The organism is Streptomyces harbinensis, assembly GCF_900116145.1.
GTDB lineage: Bacteria > Actinomycetota > Actinomycetes > Streptomycetales > Streptomycetaceae > Streptomyces > Streptomyces carpaticus.
This window is the reverse complement of the sequence record NZ_FPAB01000003.1, coordinates 352,226-371,925: the sequence shown is the minus strand read 5'-3', so window position 1 is coordinate 371,925 and position 19,700 is coordinate 352,226. Positions and strand designations below refer to the sequence as shown.

The 19,700-nt window shown below is 72.5% G+C and carries 16 protein-coding genes and 2 pseudogenes; 12 read left to right on the top strand and 6 right to left on the bottom strand.

The genetic code is table 11. The annotated features are described in order from the left end of the window. Positions 1-324: 324 nt before the first annotated feature. A complete protein-coding gene (locus BM385_RS09495; RefSeq protein WP_246338204.1) occupies positions 325-1,905 on the bottom strand; it encodes an NsdA family TPR-like regulatory protein in 1,581 nt (526 codons plus the stop codon). Positions 1,906-2,107: 202 nt separating this feature from the next. Between BM385_RS09495 and lipB the strand changes: the two genes are divergently transcribed. The 3 genes from lipB to BM385_RS09480 all read left to right on the top strand — a co-directional run bounded on the left by lipB (position 2,108) and on the right by BM385_RS09480 (position 4,668). Then, complete coding sequence (lipB, locus tag BM385_RS09490) at positions 2,108-2,881, top strand: lipoyl(octanoyl) transferase LipB (protein ID WP_019432944.1); 774 nt, start codon at positions 2,108-2,110, stop codon at positions 2,879-2,881. A gap of 62 nt (positions 2,882-2,943) precedes the next feature. Then, positions 2,944-3,888, top strand: coding sequence for a lipoyl synthase (gene lipA / locus BM385_RS09485; RefSeq protein ID WP_093842771.1), 945 nt, complete (start codon positions 2,944-2,946; stop codon positions 3,886-3,888). A gap of 69 nt (positions 3,889-3,957) precedes the next feature. Next, complete coding sequence (locus BM385_RS09480) at positions 3,958-4,668, top strand: DUF4191 domain-containing protein (RefSeq protein WP_019432946.1); 711 nt, start codon at positions 3,958-3,960, stop codon at positions 4,666-4,668. Positions 4,669-4,936: 268 nt separating this feature from the next. Here BM385_RS09480 and BM385_RS09475 read toward each other — a convergent pair whose 3' ends face one another. Further along, the gene (locus BM385_RS09475) at positions 4,937-5,341 is read right to left on the bottom strand and encodes an RDD family protein (RefSeq protein ID WP_051131090.1); all 405 of its coding nucleotides are present in this window, start codon (positions 5,339-5,341) and stop codon (positions 4,937-4,939) included. Positions 5,342-5,659: 318 nt separating this feature from the next. Between BM385_RS09475 and glnA the strand changes: the two genes are divergently transcribed. Then, positions 5,660-7,075 carry a type I glutamate--ammonia ligase gene (glnA, locus tag BM385_RS09470; protein ID WP_019432948.1) on the top strand — a complete coding sequence of 472 codons (1,416 nt, stop codon included), beginning with the start codon at positions 5,660-5,662 and terminating at the stop codon, positions 7,073-7,075. Positions 7,076-7,191: 116 nt separating this feature from the next. On the opposite strand, the gene BM385_RS09465 is transcribed toward glnA, so the two are convergent. Beyond that, positions 7,192-7,638, bottom strand: a complete 447-nt coding sequence (locus tag BM385_RS09465; protein ID WP_019432949.1) for an SPW repeat protein — start codon at positions 7,636-7,638, stop codon at positions 7,192-7,194. A 282-nt stretch (positions 7,639-7,920) separates the two neighbouring features. Between BM385_RS09465 and BM385_RS09460 the strand changes: the two genes are divergently transcribed. The 3 genes and pseudogenes from BM385_RS09460 (at position 7,921) to BM385_RS09450 (ending at position 9,482) form a co-directional block, all read left to right on the top strand. Next, a complete protein-coding gene (locus BM385_RS09460) occupies positions 7,921-8,304 on the top strand; it encodes a DUF2795 domain-containing protein (protein ID WP_019432950.1) in 384 nt (127 codons plus the stop codon). Positions 8,305-8,650: 346 nt separating this feature from the next. Next, a pseudogene (locus BM385_RS09455) lies at positions 8,651-9,031 on the top strand (RNHCP domain-containing protein). Positions 9,032-9,050: 19 nt separating this feature from the next. Then, positions 9,051-9,482 (top strand): RNHCP domain-containing protein, encoded by a 432-nt coding sequence (locus tag BM385_RS09450; protein ID WP_093842770.1) that lies wholly within the window; start codon positions 9,051-9,053, stop codon positions 9,480-9,482. Between the two features lie 39 nt (positions 9,483-9,521). Here BM385_RS09450 and BM385_RS09445 read toward each other — a convergent pair whose 3' ends face one another. Together BM385_RS09445 and BM385_RS09440 are read right to left on the bottom strand one after the other, a co-directional pair. Further along, positions 9,522-10,367 (bottom strand): polysaccharide deacetylase family protein, encoded by an 846-nt coding sequence (locus tag BM385_RS09445; protein ID WP_106438393.1) that lies wholly within the window; start codon positions 10,365-10,367, stop codon positions 9,522-9,524. Between the two features lie 90 nt (positions 10,368-10,457). Further along, on the bottom strand, positions 10,458-11,351 hold the full coding sequence (locus BM385_RS09440) for a Gfo/Idh/MocA family protein (protein WP_093842769.1): 894 nt from the start codon (positions 11,349-11,351) through the stop codon (positions 10,458-10,460). Between the two features lie 202 nt (positions 11,352-11,553). Here BM385_RS09440 and glnII point away from each other — a divergent pair, with 202 nt between their 5' ends. From glnII to BM385_RS09415, 5 genes are all read left to right on the top strand, one after another. Continuing rightward, the gene (gene glnII / locus BM385_RS09435; RefSeq protein WP_019432955.1) at positions 11,554-12,573 is read left to right on the top strand and encodes a glutamine synthetase; all 1,020 of its coding nucleotides are present in this window, start codon (positions 11,554-11,556) and stop codon (positions 12,571-12,573) included. Between the two features lie 232 nt (positions 12,574-12,805). Further along, entirely contained in the window at positions 12,806-14,089 is a 1,284-nt protein-coding gene (locus BM385_RS09430; RefSeq protein ID WP_093842768.1) for a sensor histidine kinase, read from the top strand. A gap of 91 nt (positions 14,090-14,180) precedes the next feature. Further along, positions 14,181-15,263: a phosphatidylinositol-specific phospholipase C domain-containing protein gene (locus tag BM385_RS09425; protein ID WP_019432957.1), complete on the top strand. Its 1,083-nt coding sequence runs from the start codon at positions 14,181-14,183 to the stop codon at positions 15,261-15,263. Between the two features lie 58 nt (positions 15,264-15,321). Continuing rightward, positions 15,322-15,969 (top strand): response regulator transcription factor, encoded by a 648-nt coding sequence (locus BM385_RS09420; RefSeq protein WP_019432958.1) that lies wholly within the window; start codon positions 15,322-15,324, stop codon positions 15,967-15,969. 251 nt (positions 15,970-16,220) lie between these two features. Beyond that, positions 16,221-18,212, top strand: a complete 1,992-nt coding sequence (locus tag BM385_RS09415) for a hypothetical protein (RefSeq protein ID WP_254791494.1) — start codon at positions 16,221-16,223, stop codon at positions 18,210-18,212. 71 nt (positions 18,213-18,283) lie between these two features. Here BM385_RS09415 and BM385_RS09410 read toward each other — a convergent pair. Beyond that, positions 18,284-19,681, bottom strand: a pseudogene (locus BM385_RS09410) (alpha-amylase); the annotation flags it as partial. Between the last annotated feature and the right edge of the window lie 19 nt (positions 19,682-19,700).

Genomic DNA, 19,700 nt, shown 5'->3' with positions numbered 1-19,700 from the left:
GTGGCGACCGCCCTCCGGGGCGGTCGAGGATCGCAACTGATCCCGGAAGACCTCGACACACGCGGCATGCCAGTGGCGACTGCCCTCCGGGGCGGTCGACGCACAGCGCCCCGCCCCGGCGCGCACGCCCGCCCCCCGGCCGCCGGGCCGCGTCGACGCCAATCGGCCGCACCGGGCCACGCCCGGGTGGGTCCGGCCCCCAACGGGGCCGGACCCACCCGGCGCGTGCCCGTGCGCCGGCGTACCGGTCCGGCGGCCCGGCGGCCAGGCGGCCAGGCGGCCAGGCGGGCGTCCCGCGCACACGGCCATCCGCCCGGCAAGGGCTCAGCTCAGGGCCGCCACCTTCTCCCGGTAGCCGCGTACCGCCAGGGAGTCGCGGTACGGGTCCAGGCGGCGTTCGAAGTCCTGGAGGTATTCGTGGGCCCGTGCCGAGCGCATGTCGGCCGCTTGCTGGGCCGCCTCCACCGCCAGCGCGCACGCGTGGTCCACGTCGCCCAGTCCCAGTTTCGCCGTGGCCAGCACCACCCGGCAGAACAGCCGGCTGCGCGCGTAGCCGTTGCCGCGCAGTTGCAGTGACCGTTCCGCGTACCGGGCCGCGGTCCGGTACTGCTGGAGGTCGCGGTGGCAGTGCCCGAACTCGTCCGCCAGTTGCGCCTCGTCGAAGAACCGGGCCCAGGTCGGCACCTCCTCCCCCGGCCGGGCCGATTCCAGGGCGCGTTCGGCACGGGCCAGCGCCGCCGAGCAGGCGCGTACCTCGCCCAGCAGCGCGTGGCCGCGCGCCTCCACGGCGTGCAGCAGGGCCTGCACGGCGGGCGCCACCGAGCTGGCCATCCCTTGCTGCGCCACCCGGGCCAGCTGGACGGCTTCCCGGCCGTGCCCCAGGTAGACCGCCTGCCGGCTCATCGACACCAGCACATAGCTGCCGTAGGAGCGGTCCCCGGCGGCCTGGGCCAGGCGCAGTGCCTGCACGAAGTAGCGCTGGGCGAGGCCGTGGGCGGCGATGTCGTACGCCGTCCAGCCGGCGAGCCGGGTCAGGTCGGCGGCGGCGGAGAACAGCCGGCGGCCGGTCTGTTCTCCGTAGGTGCCGCGCAGCATGGGTTCCAGTTCGTGTTCCAGGTAGCGCACCAGGGCCTGCCGGGCGTGGCCGCCGCCGTAGGCGTTGTCGAGCGCGCGGAAGAGTTCGGCGACCGAGCGCAGGGCGGCGATGTCGCCGCTGGTGACGCGTTGGCCCGGGCCACGTTCGACGCGGTCGGCCGCTCCGGGGCGGCCGGGCGCGGCGACGGCGGTGGCGGCGCGGTGCCGGGACTGTTCCGGGACCCGGGCGTGGCCGGAGAGGCCGGCCAGGCTGGGCAGCCCGGTGATGCCGCCGACCGGGTCGGGCGGGTCGCCGCGCGCCACCCGGTCGTCGGGGCGGCCGATGAGCCAGTCCCGGCTGGGGACCACCAGGCCGGCCGGAGTGAAGGCGATCTTGCGCAGCTCGGCGTAGCTTCCGGAGTCCTTGCGCCACAGACCGGCGACGATGTCGACGGCTTCGGCCGGGGTGGCGGCGAACTCCAGCCCCGCGTAGACGGGGGCGCAGGCTTCCAGGCCGAGGTCCTGGGCGGAGAGCCGGCGGCCGAGCCGGCGGGTGAAGACCTCGGCGATCAGCGCGGGGGTGGTGCCGCGCGGTCGCTGGCCGCGCAGCCAGCGGGTGACGGAGGTCTTGTCGTACCGCAGGTCGAGCCCGTGTTCGAGGCCGAGCTGGTCGACCCGTCGGGCGAGGCCGGCGTGCGAGAAGCCGGCTTCGGCGATCAGGGCCGCCAGCTGCCGGTTGGGAGTGCGCTGCCCGGAGGGCGAGGACACGGACTTGGCGTGCGGCGGTGGTGGGGGTACGGAGGGGGTGCCTCCGGGTCGTTCCGTGGACATCGGCTATGCGGTCTCCTGCCTTACGGCGGTGCGGCTGGAACGGCGTGAATGTAACGGTCTCTCCCCACGTGATCGTCGCGTGTGCGGAGGATTCATCCATATGTGTGAGGACCGGGGCACACGCTTACCTGTCGGAGTGCGGCCGTACAGTGGTTCGGGACGCTTCACGCGTCGTGGTTCTTCACCGGGAGGGTGAGCGGCAGTGAGCGAGCTGCGCTTTGTCCATCTGGGCTTCGGGGACGAAGCCGTCGAGTATCACGCGGCCTGGCAGGAGCAGCGGCGGGTGCACACCGCGCGCTTCGCGGATGAGATTCCGGACACCTGCCTGCTGCTGGAGCACCAGTCGGTGTACACCGCCGGCCGGCGCACGGAGGACAGCGAACGGCCGCTGGACGGCACGCCGGTCGTCGACATCGACCGGGGTGGCAAGATCACCTGGCACGGTCCCGGTCAGCTGGTGGGGTATCCGATCCTGAAGCTGCCGCGTCCGGTCGATGTGATCGCGCACGTGCGGCGGCTGGAGGAGGCGGTGATCCGTACGTGTGCGGAGTTCGGCCTGGAGACCACCCGGGTGGAGGGGCGCAGCGGCGTGTGGGTGCTGGGCTCGGCGCTGCCCGGGCGCGGGGGGCTCGCGCTGGACTTCGATCCGCGGCTGAACGACGAGGAGTTCGATCCGCGGCTGGCGGGTCCGGAGTACGCGCCGTCGAACGCGGGGCAGCGCGGTGAGGACCGCAAGCTGTGCGCGATCGGGATCCGGGTGGCGAAGGGCGTGACGATGCACGGCTTCTCGCTGAACTGCGATCCGGACAACACCTTCTACGACCGGATCGTGCCGTGCGGTATCCGGGACGCGGGTGTGACGTCGCTCTCCCAGGAGCTGGGGCGGCGGGTGCCGGTGGCGGAGGTGCTGCCGGTGGTGGAGAAGCATCTGCGGGTGGTCCTGGAGGAGGCGGTCCCCCTCCCCCGCGCGGTCTGACCTCATAAGCACAGGCGTACGCTGAGATACGCCGAGGAATCAAAAGTGGTAGGGAGGCGGACGTGTCCGCTGTCGCGCCCGACGGTCGTAAGATGCTGCGCCTTGAGGTCCGGAACAGCCAGACCCCGATCGAACGCAAGCCCGAGTGGATCAAGACGAAGGCTGTGATGGGTCCTGAGTACAAGGACCTGATGGGCCTGGTGAAGCGGGAGGGCCTGCACACGGTCTGCCAGGAGGCGGGCTGTCCCAACATCTTCGAATGCTGGGAGGACCGCGAGGCGACCTTCCTGATCGGCGGGGAGCAGTGCACCCGGCGCTGCGACTTCTGCCTGATCGACACGGGCAAGCCCACCGACATCGACCGCGACGAGCCGCGCCGGGTGGCGGAGTCCGTCCGGCAGATGGAGCTGAAGTACGCCACCATCACCGGCGTCGCGCGCGACGACCTGGAGGACGGCGGGGCCTGGCTGTACGCGGAGACGGTGCGGCAGATCCACGCGCTGCTGCCGGGGACCGGTGTGGAGCTGCTGATCCCGGACTTCAACGCGGTGCCGGAGCAGCTGGCCGAGGTGTTCTCCTCGCGGCCGGAGGTGCTGGCGCACAACGTGGAGACGGTGCCGAGGATCTTCAAGCGGATCCGGCCCGGTTTCCGCTACGAGCGGTCGCTGGAGGTGATCACCCGCGCCCGCGAGGCGGGGCTGGTCACCAAGTCGAACCTGATCCTGGGGCTGGGTGAGACCCGCGAGGAGATCAGTGACGCGCTGCGGCAGATGCACGACGCGGGTACCGAGCTGGTCACGATCACGCAGTACCTGCGGCCCACGCCCCGGCACCACCCCGTGGAGCGGTGGGTGAAGCCGGACGAGTTCGTGGAGCTCCAGCAGGAGGCCGAGGAGATCGGCTACGCAGGGGTGATGTCCGGTCCGCTGGTGCGGTCGTCGTACCGGGCCGGGCGGCTGTACAAGCAGGCGCTGGAGCGGCGCGCGGCGCAGTCCCCGGCCGCGTGAGGGCGTGGGCACCGGCGTCTGGGCCGCCCCAGGCGCCGGTGTCCGTAGGACGGCCGTAAACTTGCCGGCATGGCGCGGAAGGACAAGGAACAAGATTCCGAGAACCCAGGGCGGCTCAAGCAGATCGCTCTGACGTACAAGATGACCAAGCGGGTCGATCGCTGGATCGGTCTGGTCATCTCTGCTGTCGGCCTGGGCACCTTCGGTGTGGTCCTTGGCATCGGCTTTCTGATCGGGCACCCGATCTATCTGGGGATTCTGGGCTTCCTGGTCGCGTTGCTGACCACGGCCATTGTCTTCGGGCGGCGGGCCGAGCGGGCCGCTTTCAGCCAGATGGAGGGGCAGCCGGGGGCTGCCGCCGCCGTGCTGGAGAACCTGCGGCGCGGGTTCGCGTTCACCCCGGCGGTGGCGATCAACCGGAACCAGGACGTGGTCCACCGGGCGGTCGGCAAGTGCGGCGTGGTGCTCGTCGGCGAGGGCAATCCGAACCGGCTGAAGACGCTGATGGCGGCCGAGAAGCGCCGGATGAACCGGGTGGTCTCGGACGTGCCCGTGCACGATGTGATCGTGGGCACCGGTGAGGACCAGGTGCCGCTGAAGAAGCTGCGGACGAAGGTCATGAAGTTCCCGCGGGTGCTGCCCGGCCACCGGGTGACCGAGGTGAACGACCGGCTGCGCGCGATGGGTGACCTGATGAGCAACATGCCGCTGCCGAAGGGGCCGATGCCGAAGGGGATGCGGCTGCCGAAGGGCGGACCGCAGCAGCGCCGGGGGCGCTGAGCGGGTACCGGGTACGGAGCACGCAGTGCAGTGGGGCCCGGCGGTCGATGACCGCCGGGCCCCACTGCGTGTCGGTGCTGCCTGTCGGGGCTCTGCCTGTCGGCCTCGGGTGCCGGCCGGCTGATCCGTCCGCCGGCCCGGGCGTTCCCGGGCCCGGTGCCGCCCCGGCCCGCCGGGCCGGGCGTCCGCCGGGTACCCCGCCCGGCCCCAGCCGCCCTTCCGCGCCGCTCTTCCGTGCTGCCCTCCCGGCCTCTGCGCCGTGCGCAAGCTAGACGCGGATCTGGACGGCGTCGGTGAGCCGGTCGTGCAGGCCGCGGGTGTCGCGGTCCCAGATGAGGGCCGGGATGGCCAGCGCCAGCAGGACGGTACGGGCGGCGGCGCGCGGGAAGCTCAGCCGCTGTCCGCTGAGGTGGACGACCCGCAGTCCGAGCAGGCGCTTGCCGGGGGTGGAGCCCAGGGTGCCGACGGTGAGGATGCCGGTGAGGGTGAAGACCAGCAGGGTCCAGTTGCCCAGGGAACTCGGGCCGTCGGCGAGCAGACCGTATGCGATCAGCGCGCACATCGCCCAGTCCAGGCACAGCGCGGCGATGCGGCGGCCGACCGGGGCCACGGAGCCGGGGCCGTGCTCGGGGAGGCCGAAGCGCTCGCCCCGGTACCCGAAGTCGACGCCCATGCTCTCGGCGGTCGCCCGGGGGCCGGACAGCCAGGATCCGATCACCTGTCGGTTGTCGAGCGTGTTCTCCGCCTCTTTGTCCACCCGTCCACGGTAGCGCGGCCCACCGGGCGGCCTCCGGGCGGCTCCCGGTGGGCGCCGCCCTCCCGGCCAGTCGCCGGGGACTGCTCCGCCTGGCTGGTTAACATCGGCGAAACACCAGGGTCATGCCCGAGAAATGGCCGGTTCTTAGGGTCGGCCCGGCAGGTCCGTGCCCCGGGCCCGCACCCCGAGCTGCGCATTCCCCCGCCCGCACGGTGGGGCAAGGAGGACGATCGGATGTTCCAGAACGCCGACGAGATCAAGAAGTACATCGCGGACAACGACGTCAAATTCATCGACGTCCGCTTCTGCGACCTGCCCGGCATCATGCAGCACGTCACGCTCCCGGTCGAGGCGTTCGACCCGGACGAGCAGCTGATGTTCGACGGTTCGTCGATCCGCGGCTTCCAGGCCATCCACGAGTCCGACATGGCGCTTGTCCCGGACCTGTCCACCTCGCGCGTGGACCCGTTCCGCAAGGACAAGACGATCAACATCAACTTCTTCATCCAGGACCCGATCACGGGCGAGGCGTACAGCCGCGACCCGCGGAACGTGGCGAAGAAGGCCGAAGCGTACCTGGCGTCCTCCGGTATCGCCGACACCGCCTACTTCGGCCCCGAGGCGGAGTTCTACGTCTTCGACGACGTGCGGTTCGAGACCCGGTCGAACGCCGGCTACTACTACATCGACTCCGAGGCGGGCGCCTGGAACACCGGCGCCATCGAGGAGGGCGGCAACCGGGGCTACAAGGTCCGCTACAAGGGCGGCTACTTCCCCGCCCCGCCGGTCGACCACTTCGCCGACCTGCGCGCGGAGATCACCCTGGAGCTGATGAAGGCCGGCCTGGAGGTCGAGCGCCAGCACCACGAGGTGGGCACCGCCGGCCAGGCGGAGATCAACTACAAGTTCAACACCCTGCTGGCCGCCGCCGACGACCTGATGCTGTTCAAGTACATCGTCAAGAACGTCGCCTGGCGCAACGGCAAGACCGCCACCTTCATGCCCAAGCCGATCTTCGGTGACAACGGCTCCGGCATGCACGTCCACCAGTCGCTGTGGAGCAACGGCTCCCCGCTGTTCTACGACGAGCAGGGCTACGCCGGCCTGTCGGACATGGCCCGCTACTACATCGGCGGCATCCTCAAGCACGCTCCGTCGCTGCTGGCGTTCACCAACCCGACGCTGAACTCGTACCACCGCCTGGTGCCGGGCTTCGAGGCCCCGGTCAACCTGGTGTACTCGCAGCGCAACCGCTCCGCCGCGATGCGCATCCCGATCACCGGCTCGAACCCGAAGGCCAAGCGCGTCGAGTTCCGCGCCCCCGACCCGTCCTCCAACCCGTACCTGGCCTTCTCGGCGCTGCTGCTGGCGGGCCTGGACGGGGTGAAGAACAAGATCGAGCCGCCGGAGCCGGTCGACAAGGACCTGTACGAGCTGGCCCCCGAGGAGCACGCGGAGCTGGCCCAGGTGCCGACCTCGCTGCCGGCCGTGCTGGAGGCGCTGGAGGAGGACAACGACTACCTCCAGGCGGGTGGCGTGTTCACCTCGGACGTCATCGAGACCTGGATCGACTTCAAGCGGGAGAAGGAGATCGCGCCGATGGCGCAGCGTCCGCACCCGCACGAGTTCGAGCTGTACTTCGACGTGTGACCGGCCGGGCGCGGCGCGCGCCGCGCCCCGTGACCACGCACACCGGCGGGCAGTCCCTTGGGGGACTGCCCGCCGGGCTTTTTGCTGTTCTGTTGTTTGCCGTGGTGTGCGGCTCCCTACCGGGCGCCCAGCCGCTCGTCGTAGTGCTGGCGGCGCTTGCGGCGCATCGCGAGTGCCGCTGCGGTGGCCGCGAGGCCAAGCAGGAAGATGACACCACCCACGATGATCTGGCTGAGGATGATGCCTCCGGAGGCACCAGCGCCCACCGTCCAGATCGCAACGATCGACCACGCTCCGATCACGCACAGGGCCAGGCCCATGCCGTGCATCCGTTCCGGCACCAGGGCGAAGCCCAGCGCCAGCACGGCCACCGCGATTCCGAGGATGAGGTTGTGGATACCCAGTCGCGGCTCGGCGGTGGAGAACGTCGGCACCAGCCACGGGGAGATGGCCAGGTACAGCCCGGCGAGGAACACCGGGGCGTCCAGCAGTGGCACGGTCGCGCCACCTGTCACACGGGAGTAGCGCTCCCGCATCTCACGTGCGTCGGGGTGGTCCGCCATGCTCGTGTCCCTGCGATGGGAGACGTCCGTACCCCTGTGGTGTGAGACGTCGGCCATGCGACTCGCCTCCTTCTATGGGATTCGTGTGACCGCGCTGTCTCAGTCCATTTACAGACCTTGCTCCCATTGTGTACCCATTACCCCATTTGGCGCATATCGGGAAGAATATTTTCTTTGTCCCGTGAGTACCGTTCTGGGATCGCGGCTCCGACCCGCGTTTCCGCTGGTTTCGCTCTCAAACCCCGGGTACCCGCCGGGCCCGGCACGAAGGAGGGAACTGTGATGCAGGAGCGGGGCAGCAACCGGTTGAGCGCCCACGAGGACGACCGGCTCAAGCACGAGGTGGAGGGGCTGTTGCGGGCGGACCGCCCCACCAGGACCGACGCCTGGCGGGACCCGGAACCCGTGGAGGGCATGGACGGCACGGGGCCGCCGCCCGGGGCGGGGGACGACCGCGAGGTGCGGGACGAGGCGTTCCGGTCCGAGCTGGCGCGGCATCTGCGGCCGGCGGTCTTCCCGGCCAAACGCTCGGAGCTGCTGCGCACCCTGCTGGAGGAGCAGGCGCCCGACGAAGTGATCGATCAGGTGCGGACCCTGCCGCGCCGCAGTAGTTACGCGAACGTCCAGGAGGTGTCGGCGGCCCTGGGCCGCAAGCCGCGTTCCTAGGGCGGCCGTGGGGTGGGGCCCGATATTCCGTTGACGTCTGTCGGCCGGCCGTTACGCTTCGGGTGTTCTGTCGCGTTGTTCGGGGCCATCGTGCCCCCTGGGAAAGGAGAGTGAGTTTGTGCCCCCGGCCCACGCCGCGCGCGCCTCGCAGCACCGTCCCGGCCGTCCCGTCCGCCTGATGCCGTCCCGCCCGGACGGTGACCGGACCCGGCCCCCGGTTGCTTCGGCCCGCCCACACACCCCGTAACCCGCACCACCACCGCGGCGTACGGGGGGCGTGTCCTCGTCGAGGCCGCTCGGCCCGCTCTTGCTGTCATGACCGATCTTCCAGCAAGGAGCCCTCCGGGTGTCCCCCAGCCACAACACTCCCTCCAGCACTTCCCCCACCGTCCTGGCCGGCACGTTCACCTGCGCGTGGTGCGGCCTGACGGTCTCCGCCGTCGCCGGCGACGGCACACGGCGCAACCACTGCCCGTCGTGCCTGCACTCCCAGCACGTCCTCGACCAGGTCGAGGGCGGCCCTCACACCTGCCGGGGCCGGATGACGCCGATCGCCGTCGCCGTGCTGCGCACCGGCGACTGAATGGTCATCCACCGCTGCGTGCGCTGCGACGAGCTGACCTCCAACCCCATCTGCACCGACGACAACCAGCTCATCCTGATGCGCATGGCCGTCCGGCCGCTGGCCCAGCCACCGTTCCCGCTCGAAGCGTTCGGCGATCTGTGACCGGAAGGAGCGGATTCCCATGCCGAGACGAGCGGACAACTCCGGCGGACGCGCCCGGAGAGGCCGGCGGCCGCAGCGCCACAAGGACGTCCTCCACCGCCGGGGAGGGCACCGGCCGCACGCCTTCCGGTGTGTGGGCTGCCGGCTGGAGGTGTCCGCGGACGCGCCCGGTACGGCGCACCGCAACCACTGTCCGCACTGCCTGGCCAGCCTGCACGTCGACCGCCGGATCCCCGGCGACCGGGCGGCGGACTGCCGCGGGCGGATGGAGGCGCTGAGCGTGTCGGTGCGGCCCGACGGCGAGTGGATGATCATCCATCAGTGCCGGTCCTGCGACGAGCTGAGCGCCAACCGGATCGCCGGTGACGACAACGCGCTGGTGCTGATGCGCCTGGTGCTGAAGCCACTGCGCGACACCGGCGTCGCCCACCGCATGCTGCTCCGGCTGTGACCGTGGTCGCCGCTGCGGCAGCACGCCGCGGCGGCGGCCCTAGACCGGCGCAGCGGGCAGGACCAGCTCGTAGCCGCGGTCCAGCAGCTTCGGGAGCACCTGGCCGAGGGCGGTGACCGTCTGGGAGCGGTCGCCGCCGCCGTCGTGGGTGAGGACGATGGCTCCGGAGTGGGCGCCGTCCAGGACCGAGGCGGTGATCTTGGAGGTGCCGGGCCGGGCCCAGTCGTTGGTGTCCACCGACCAGCCCAGCGGCTCCATGCCCAGCTCGGCGCAGACGGTGAGCGCGTCCTTGTCCCAGGCGCCGTACGGGGCGCGGGCGAGGCCGGGCGGGGCGCCGAGGATGTCCTGGATGAGGTCGCTGGTGTCGCCCAGCTCCCGGCGGACCCGCTTGGTGGAGAGGGTGTCCAGCTGCGGGTGGCTCCAGGAGTGGTTGGCGACGAGGTGACCCTCGTCGGCGATGGCGCGCACCAGGTCGGGGTGGGAGTGGGCGTTCTCGCCGATGACGAAGAAGGTGCCGGGGACCTTGTGTTTGCGCAGCAGCTTGAGCACCTGCGGGGTGTACGTGGGGTGCGGGCCGTCGTCCAGGGTGAGGGCGATCTTCTTGCCGGGCAGGTCGAGGGTCAGCGCGGCCTCGGAGCGGACGGGTACGGGCTGCCGGGGCGGGGCGGCGCCGGGGGCGCTGCCGGGGGTGAAGGGGCGCAGCCGGTAGGAGTCGGCGGCGGGGGCGGCCGGGGCGGCGGCGGGGCCGGGGGCGGCGCCCGCGCCGGCGGAGGGTCCGGAGCAGGCGGCGAGCAGCCGGTTGAGGCCGAGGAGGCTGACGCAGGCGGTAGCGCCGAGCAGGACCCGGCGCGGCACAGCGGACGGCGCTGACACTTCCGATGACATGATTAACGGATCTCATGTCTGAGGAGGTGTCACCACCGCCCGCGTCCGTTCGGACCACCGGCCGGAACCGGCCGGGCCAGCCCCGCCCGCTCAGTCGCCCAGCCGCTCCTCGGCCGCCGCGAGGATCTCCGTCACCCGCAGCGCGAACCGTACGTCGCACGGGTGCGGATCACCGGTACGGGCCGCCCGCTCCAGCGCGTCCACCGCCGCCGCGAAGGCCGCCACATGGCCGGGGTCGTCCCGGTCCGGCAGGGTGACGATGCCCGGCGTGCCGCGCAGCACCGCCGTCATCGAGGACGCCTGCGGCGGCACCCCCAGGCTCACCGTGACCGTGCTGGAGGCGCCGCTCACATGGCGCAGCGTCAGATGGACCATGTCTCCCGGGCCCCGGGCCGCGCCGACCGCGTCGAGGCCGGTGACATCGCCCAGCGGCGGCAGCAGGACCGACAGGGCGTGCGGGCCGATGTCCCACAGCCCGCCGCGCTCCCGCCGCCAGGGCGAGGAGGCGTACGGGCTGTCGCTGCCCGGCGCGAAGATGCCGGCGAACCACTCGGCCCGGCCGTTCACCCAGCCGTCCTTCGTCCCCTGCTCGGCCAGCCAGGCCGCCGTCTCCGGAGTGAAGTGCAGCGTGAAGAAGACCACCGACGCCACCCCCGACGCCTGCGCCGCCTCCGCCACCTCGCGGGCCGCCGGGACGGTCGTGGCCAGCGGCTTGTCCAGCAGCAGATGACGGCCGGCCCGGGCCGCCCGTACCGCCAGCGGCGCCTGGACGTCCGGCGGCAGCGCGATCGCGACCGCGTCGCAGTCGGCGATCAGCGCGTCCGCGTCCTCGTACGCCCGGGTGCCGAGATGACCGGCCAGCTCGCGCGCCGCGTCCGGCCGGCGGCCCCACACCCCCACCAGATCAACCCCCGGGTGCCGGGCCAGGGCCGGGCCCTGGGTCAGCTGGGCCCACGGGCCGGTGCCGAAGAGACCGAAACGCATGCGCAGAGGAAGAGACATGCCACACAGAGTAAGGGGCCGACTTCTCTCCCGATACGGCGTCTTTCCCCGCAAACCCCGTTCACAGCCCCTTAACAACCGGGCAACTGCTCGGAAATCGCGGATGGCGAGGGTGGCGACAGCGTATGGACCATCCCGCACTCCCCCACACGCCGATGCGATGACCTCCTCAAGGAGCACGACCGTGAGCTACAAGGCCGAGTACATCTGGATCGACGGCACCTCGCCGACGGCGAAGCTGCGTTCGAAGACGAAGATCCTCGCCGACGGCGCCGAGCCCCCGGTCTGGGGCTTCGACGGCTCCAGCACCAACCAGGCCGAGGGCCACGCCTCGGACCGCGTCCTCAAGCCCGTCGCCTCCTACCCGGACCCGATCCGCGGCGGTGACGACATCCTGGTGCTCTGCGAGGTCTACAACACCGACGACACCCCGCACGCGTCCAACACCCGCGCCCTGCTGCGCCCGGTCGCCGAGAAGTTCGCCGCCCAGGAGCCGATTTTCGGCATCGAGCAGGAGTACACCTTCTTCGAGGGCTCCCGCCCGCTCGGCTTCCCCGAGGGCGGCTTCCCGGCCCCGCAGGGCGGCTACTACTGCGGTGTCGGCGTGGACGAGATCCACGGCCGCGAGATCGTCGAGGCGCACCTGGAGAACTGCCTCAAGGCGGGCCTGGGCATCTCCGGCATCAACGCCGAGGTCATGCCCGGCCAGTGGGAGTTCCAGGTCGGCCCGCTGTCGCCGCTGGACGTCGCCGACCAGCTGTGGGTGGCCCGCTGGCTGCTCTACCGCACCGCCGAGGACTTCGGTGTCGCCGCCACCCTGGACCCCAAGCCCGTCAAGGGCGACTGGAACGGCGCCGGCGCGCACACCAACTTCTCCACCAAGGCCATGCGCGAGGGCTACGAGGCGATCATCACCGCCTGCGAGTCCCTCGGCAAGGACGGCAAGCCGCTGGAGCACGTCAAGAACTACGGCGTGGGCGTCGAGGACCGGCTCACCGGCGCGCACGAGACCGCCCCCTGGGACCAGTACAGCTACGGCGTCTCCGACCGCGGCGCCTCGGTCCGCATCCCGTGGCAGGTCGAGCGGGACAAGAAGGGCTACATCGAGGACCGCCGCCCCAACGCCAACGTCGACCCGTACGTCGTCACCCGGCTGATCACCGACACCTGCGGCACCGCGCTCGCCGAGGCCGGCCTGGTCTGACCGGCGGCCCCCGGCGCCCCGGCCTCCCTGCGGCGCCGGACCCGCGCACGTCCCCGGTCCGCGGCTGGCAGCTCGGACGCGGACCGGGGCGCACCGGCCCGGGAGCCGTGGTGTACCTGGATACACCACGGCTCCGGGTCACGGCCCCAGTGCTCCGCCCCGCCCCCGTGCTGAAGACTGTCCTCTCGTACAGACGCACCACCACGGCACTGCGGCGGAGGACACGGACATCATGAGCACGGAACGGGCACGGGATTCCCTGCTGGCGGCGGCCAGGGCGCTGCTGCTGATGGCGGCCTCGATCATCGGCTCGCTGCTGCTGTTCATCTTCTCCGTGCTGTCGCTGGCCTTCCTCCCCCTCGGCCTCGGTTTCCTCTCCACCCCGCTGGTCGTCGGCCTGACCCGGGCGCACGCCAACCAGCGCCGGCTGCTCGCCCACGACTGGTCGGGCGTCACCATCCGTTCCGCCTACCGGCCGCTGCCCGAGCAGCGCGGCGGGCTCGCGGGCCGGGTCGACCGGACGGTCCAGCTGCTGCGCGACCCGGCGACCTGGCGCGACCTGCTCTGGCTGCTGGTGGACGCCACCGCCGGCTTCACCGCCGTGGTGTTCGCGCCCGCGCTGCTGCTGTACGGGGTGTACGGGCTGGTGCTGCTGGCCGGCGTCTGGCAGCCGATCTTCGACGCCTCCGGCACCATCTGGTTCGCGTTCGTACCCATCAGCTCCTGGTTCACCGCCGCCCTCGCCGCCGTCACCGGCATCGGCCTGTTCGTGCTCGGGCTGTTCCTCAACCCGCTCATCCTGCGCGGCCACTTCGTGCTGTGCCGCCTCTTCATCGGGGCCAGCCACAAGCAGCAACTCGCCCAGCGGGTGGCCCGGCTGACCGAGACCCGGCACGACGCGGTGGACAGCTCCGCCGCCGAACTGCGCCGCATCGAACGGGACCTGCACGACGGCGCGCAGGCCAGGCTGGTCGCCATGGGTATGAGCCTGGGCGCGGTCGAGGCCCTGCTGGAGAAGGACCCGGCGCAGGCCAGGGAACTGCTGGCCCAGGCGCGGGCCTCCTCCGCCGAGGCGCTGACCGAGCTGCGCGACCTGGTGCGCGGCATCCACCCGCCGGTGCTGGCCGAACGGGGTCTCGGCGACGCGGTCAAGGCGCTGGCGCTGCGGATGCGGATCCCGGTGGAGGTGGACGTGGAGCTGCCCGGCCGGCTCGCCGAGCCGGTGGAGACCGCCGCGTACTTCGCGGTGAGCGAGGTGCTGACCAACGCGGCCAAGCACTCGGGCGCCGACCGCATCTGGCTGGACATCTACTACGGCGACGCCGACCGCACCCTGAAGATCGCGGTGACCGACAACGGGCGCGGCGGCGCGTCCCTGGACGGCGGGACCGGGCTGCGGGGCATCGAGCGGCGGCTGGGCCCGTTCGACGGGGTGCTGGCGCTCTCCAGCCCCGCGGGCGGGCCGACGCTGGTGACCATCGAGGTGCCCTGCGACCCGCCGGTGGCGCGCGGCTGAGGGGGCCCGTTCACCCCCGGCTCACCCAGGTGTAGACCAACTCGCCTACGCTGAGCGGGACTTGCTCCCCCACAGAGAGCGCGGGTGACGTATGCGACGCAACCGGAACCTCCGCGGCACCAGAAACCTCCTGCTCATCGGCGCGACAGCACTGGCCCTCACCCTCCCCCACACCGCCGCCGGTGCGGCCGGCGCCGCCGACGCGCCGGCCGCGGCGGCCGACGGCGCCCTGCCGTTCGACGCCGGCACCACGGTCGGCGTGCACAACGCGTACGAGAAGAGCACCTTCACCTACCTCGCCGACGGCCTGGACTCCGGCGCCGGCATGCTCGAACTCGACGTGTGGACCAACTTCTTCGGCGGCACCTGGCGCGTCTCGCACAGCAATCCGCTGGGCAACGACAACAACTGCGAGAACGCCTCATCCCCCGCCGAACTGCGCACCAAGCCCCGCAACCAGGGCTTCGCCGGCTGCCTGGCCGACCTGCGCGCCTGGCACGACGGCAACCCCGGCCACCGGCCCATCCTCATCAAGATCGAGATGAAGGACGGCTTCGCCGCCAATCTCGGGCGCGGCCCCGCCGAGTTCGACGCGCTCGTCAACGGCATCCTCGGCGACGCCGTCTACCGCCCCGGCGAACTCGCCGCCGGCCACGCCACCCTGGACGACGCCGTGCGCGCCGACGGCTGGCCCACCCGCGACGAGCTGGCCGGCAAGTTCCTCTTCCACCTCATCCCCGGCACCGTCGAGGAGGGCAACCCCTTCGACAACCTGTGGACGGACGAGGAGTACGGCCGCCATCTGCGCGACCTGGCCGCCGCCGGCCGCCTGGACACCGCCGCCGCCTTCCCCGCCGTCCACCACGCCGAGGCCGGCGACCCGCGCACCGGCCGGTACGCGGACGCCACACTCCGCCCGTGGTTCGTCGTCTTCGACGGCCATGCCCCGCTGTACACCGACGGCACCATCGACACCTCCTGGTACGCCGCCAACAACTATCTGCTGGTGATGACCAACGCCCACGACGTACCGCCCGCGATCAGCCCGACCGACCCGGGCGAGGCCGCGGCACGGGCCCGCGTCGCGGAGCTGGCCGGGGCGCACGCCAGCGTCGTCAGCTCCGACTGGTACGCCCTGCCCGGGGTCCTCGGCACCGTACTGCCGCGCGGCTGACCGGGCACCGGCCGGTAGGCTGGGCCGCTCCCGACGGACAGCAAAGGGCAGGTACCGGGTGCGTGTCGTTCTCGCCGAAGATCTCTTTCTGCTGAGGGACGGGCTCACCCGGCTCCTCCAGGCGCACGACTTCGAGATCGCGGCGGCCGTCGACAACGGCCCCGCCCTCACCCGTGCACTGGCCGAACTGCGGCCGGACGTCGCCGTGGTCGACGTCCGGCTGCCGCCGTCCTTCACCGACGAGGGCCTCCAGTGCGCGCTGGCGGCCCGCCGGGAGCGGCCCGGCATGCCGGTCCTGGTGCTCTCCCAGCACGTGGAGCAGCTGTACGCCCGCGAGTTGCTGGCGGACGGGCACGGCGGGGTCGGCTATCTGCTCAAGGACCGGGTCTTCGACGCCGACCAGTTCGTCGACGCGGTACGCCGGGTGGCCGGCGGCGGCACGGCGATGGACCCGCAGGTCATCCAGCAACTCCTCGCCCAGCGCACCCAGGACTCCCCGCTGGAGCGGCTCACCCCGCGCGAGCTGGAGGTCATGGAGCTGATGGCCCAGGGCCGGTCCAACGCCGCCATCGCCGAACGCATGGTGGTGACCGAACGCGCCGTCGCCAAGCACACCTCCAACATCTTCGCCAAGCTGGGGCTTCCGGTGTCCGACGACGACAACCGGCGGGTGCTGGCCGTCCTCGCCTATCTCGAACGCCGCTGATCCCCGCCGGGTGCACCGGGCGCACCGGGCGCACCGGGCGCACCGGTACCGGCGGGGGACGGCGCGGGGACGAGGGCGAGCGCCGGCACGGACGCTCCCCCACCGCACGGCGACCGGACGTGGTGGCCGGATGTGACGTCCGGGCGGCCGGATCCGGGCGCCGGGGACCCGCGATCGGGTCCGGTCCGGTCAGCGGCGAACACCACCGGACACCCGCGTGTCCTCGGCGGCGCCCGCTCGTTCAGCCGGGTGTGTCCTCCAGCGATCTGTCTTCCCCCGACGTCAAACCCACCAGTCACCGGCGCCCGGAGACCACCCCGGGCGTCGCCCCCGAGCAGGCGGCTGCCGCGCTGGTGGAGCACTACCCCCGGCTGGTCCGGCTCGCCTACCTCGCGCTGCCCGCCTCCCTCGGCCGGCACCGCCGGGTGCTCACCGCGCACGCCCTGGTCCAGCGGGCCGTGCCGCACGGCCGGGCGGCGGCCGGCTCCGGCGACTCCGGGGCCCTCCCCGTGCCGCGCACCGGGGACGGCCCGGCCGGCGACCCCGGCTACCTCTATCTGCGGCAGCGGGTGCTGCGGACGGCGCTGACCGCCGCCCGCCCGGTGCGGCTGGCCGGCCGCGAACTGCGCCGGCTGCGCACCGGCCCGTACGGCCTGCCCCGGGTGGCCGGGCTGCGGCTGTTCCCGCTCGCGGTCGGCGACACCGCCGAACTCGCCCTGGACACCGCCCTCCAGCGGCTGGACGGCGCCGGCCGCGTCGCCTACGCGCTGCGCCGCCTCGACGGGCTGAACGCCCCCGCCATCCGCAGCCTGCTGGCCGCCTCGGGCGTCGACGAGGACACCATCCGGGCGGCACTGCGCGGCGCGGACTCCCTCCCCGAGGGCGGCGAACTCGTCGACCCGTGCGCGCTCACCGCCCGCCCCACCGACCTCACCCGCCGGCGCCGCCGCCGGCACGCCGCCCTGGCCGCGGTGGCCGTGCTCGCGGTGGCCGCCGCCGGCACGGCCCTGCTGCCCGGCGGCTGGGGCCCGGACGGCGCCGCAGCCCCGCCGTACGCCGAGAACGCCCAGGCCCAGGCCGCGCTCGACCCCAAGACGCTGCGCCGGATGCCCGCAGATGTCTGGGAGGGCTCCTCCCGGGTGGACTTCGCGGTGTGGCCGGCGCGCGGCGAGGCGGTCAACGACCAGGCGCTGCTGCGCCGCGCGCTCGCCGTCTGGGCCCGCCCCGGCGATTCGGTCGGCGTCTCGGCCACCCCCGGCACCCAGACGGGCCCCGCGCCCGGCCCGGCGCAGCTGCTGTACGCCGGGGAGGTCGGCCAGTCCACGGTGGTGCTGCTGTACGACGGGATGCGGCTGGTGCGGTACGCGGAGCTGACCGGGGTCGAGGACGGCGGCGCGGTGCTGGACTTCGCACGGGTGGACGGGGCCGACACGACCGCCGCGTCCGCCGTGGTCCTGGACCGGGCGGACGGCAACACCCGCTATCTGGTGGCCCCATGGGTCGAATCGCTCACGATGACGGATCTGCTGACGCCCGGGATCACCGGGGTGCCGGCCGACGTGGACGAGCACGGGGTGACCGCCCCGGTGCGTACGCCCGCCGGGAGCGGTACCCAGGAGGAGTGCGCGGAGTACGCGGTGCTGGAGTTCACCGCGACCGGGCTGGCGGCCCCCTACGCCATGGCGGACCTCGGCGAGCTGACCCCGGCGCTGCTGACGTACGGCGCGCCGGGCGAGCCGGGCGGCGCGCTGGCGGACAGCACGTCGGCCGCACGCTGGGCGCGTACCGCCTGCCATCTGTCCGGGGTGACGGCGACCGGGGTGCGGTCGGTGAACACCTGGGGTTTCGCCGAGCAGGAGCTGCCGGACGGGGCGGGGACCGCGCAGTGGCTGTGCACGCGCGCGGAGACCTGGCGCGGCTCGGGCAGCCGGACGATGGCGCAGTTCCACATCCCGTCCGAGCACGCGGGTGAGCCGGGCGCGGTGGTCGCGCGGCAGGAGGAGGGGACGGCGTGCGGTCCGCGGGAGCCGCGGGTGCTCTCCGGTGTGCTGTGGAAGTCGCCGGCGGACACCTGGTATCTCCTGGCGGCCGGCAGCCCCGAGGTGGCGTCGATCGCGGCCGAGGGCGAGGTCGAGGGCGGAGTCAGCGGCCGGGTGATGGCCCTTCCGGCGCCCGGCCAGCAGGCGGACGCGGAGCTGACGGCCACGCTGGAGAACGGCGAGACGCTGTCGTCGCTGCGTTGACGGACGGCGCCGCCCCGCCGGTTGCGGGGCGGCGCCGTCACGGGCCGGGAGCTGAGCCGGTCAGTGGGTCAGCAGGTACGGGCGCCGGTGTGCAGCGCGAGTGCGGTGTTGCTGCCGAGGGTGGCGGTGAACCGCCCGGAACCATCAACCGTCACCAACTGGTTGCTCTGGACGTCGCAGTACTGGCCGGCGGCGAGGGAGGTCTGGTAGGTGCGGGTGAGCGGGCCGCCCTCGTGGTTGATGGCGACGAAGCCCTGGCCGCCCCGGCCGAAGGCGATCGCGTTGGCGCCGTTGTCCCACCAGTCGGTGACGCCCTGGCCGCGGGTGGCGTTGCGGAAGCCGACCATGGCGGAGATCTCCGGCCAGGCGTGCTGGCACTTCCAGCCGTCCGACCAGCAGGCGCTCACCCGGCCGTTGCCGGGCGGGCCGGCGTCGTGGTCGGTGAACTCGTAGCCGGAGTGCACATCGGGCGAGCCGTACGGCCAGGCCAGCATGAACACGTTGGCGAGGGTGTACAGGGCGCCGTCCTTGTAGGAGAGCGTGGAGCCGTTGCGCTCGGTGTCGTGGTTGTCGACGAAGACGGCGGAGCCGGCGCTGGGCATGTGGCCCCAGCCCTCGCCGAAGTTGGCGAGGTAGGCGAGGTTCTCGTTCTGGAAGACGCGCTTGAGATCGAAGCCGTAGCGGAACTCCTGGACGTCACCGGTGCCCCGGTACTCGCTCGGGGAGACGGCTTCGCCCGCGCCGTAGATGGCCTCCTGCTTCCAGTAGGCGTTCGGGTCGTCCAGCCGGGACTTGATGGCGGCGAGGTCGGCGGCGGGCATGTGCTTGGCGGCGTCGATGCGGAAGCCGGCGACGCCGAGGGAGAGCAGGTCGTTCATGTAGTCGGCGAGGCGCTGGCGGACGTAGTCCTTGCCGGTGTCGAGGTCGGCGAGGCCGACGAGTTCGCAGTTCTGGACGTTGCCGCGGTCGCCGTAGTTGTTGCCGATCTCGCGGCGGCAGTCGTTGAAGTCCCCATCGCTGTAGGGGGCGTCGGGGTAGTCGTACTTCGTGTAGCGGCTGCCGGCGGTGCCGGTGCCCGAGCCGGCCGTCATGTGGTTGATGACGGTGTCGACGACGACGCCGACGCCCGCGCTGTCGCAGGTGTTGACCATGTTCTGGAACTGGGCACGATCGCCGAGCCGGCTGCCGATGGTGTAGCTGACCGGCTGGTAGGCGGTCCACCACTGGCTGCCCTGGATCTGCTCCTGGGGCGGGGAGACCTGCACGTAGCCGTACCCGGCCGGGCCGAGCCGCTGAGTGCATTCGCGGGCGATGGAGTCGAAGTTCCAGGAGAACAGTACGGCGGTGACGTCCTTGCCGCCGGGCGGTGCGGCGGCGGCGGTGGGCGCGCCGCCCGGGACGCCGAGCGAGACGGCGAGCCCGGCGGCGGCGGCCGTCAGGCCGACGAGCGCGGTGCGGATCAGGTGCATGACATCTCCTCGCGGGTGG

Coding starts and splice junctions, on each gene's coding strand:
- BM385_RS09495 (WP_246338204.1), bottom strand. CDS start 1,905: ATGTCCACGGAACGACCCGGAGGCACCCCCTCCGTACCCCCACCACCG.
- BM385_RS09425 (WP_019432957.1), top strand. CDS start 14,181: ATGCGACGCAACCGGAACCTCCGCGGCACCAGAAACCTCCTGCTCATC.
- BM385_RS09445 (WP_106438393.1), bottom strand. CDS start 10,367: ATGTCATCGGAAGTGTCAGCGCCGTCCGCTGTGCCGCGCCGGGTCCTG.
- BM385_RS09460 (WP_019432950.1), top strand. CDS start 7,921: ATGCAGGAGCGGGGCAGCAACCGGTTGAGCGCCCACGAGGACGACCGG.
- BM385_RS09465 (WP_019432949.1), bottom strand. CDS start 7,638: ATGGCGGACCACCCCGACGCACGTGAGATGCGGGAGCGCTACTCCCGT.
- BM385_RS09440 (WP_093842769.1), bottom strand. CDS start 11,351: ATGCGTTTCGGTCTCTTCGGCACCGGCCCGTGGGCCCAGCTGACCCAG.
- BM385_RS09475 (WP_051131090.1), bottom strand. CDS start 5,341: ATGGGCGTCGACTTCGGGTACCGGGGCGAGCGCTTCGGCCTCCCCGAG.
- BM385_RS09430 (WP_093842768.1), top strand. CDS start 12,806: ATGAGCACGGAACGGGCACGGGATTCCCTGCTGGCGGCGGCCAGGGCG.
- BM385_RS09450 (WP_093842770.1), top strand. CDS start 9,051: ATGCCGAGACGAGCGGACAACTCCGGCGGACGCGCCCGGAGAGGCCGG.
- glnA (WP_019432948.1), top strand. CDS start 5,660: ATGTTCCAGAACGCCGACGAGATCAAGAAGTACATCGCGGACAACGAC.
- BM385_RS09480 (WP_019432946.1), top strand. CDS start 3,958: ATGGCGCGGAAGGACAAGGAACAAGATTCCGAGAACCCAGGGCGGCTC.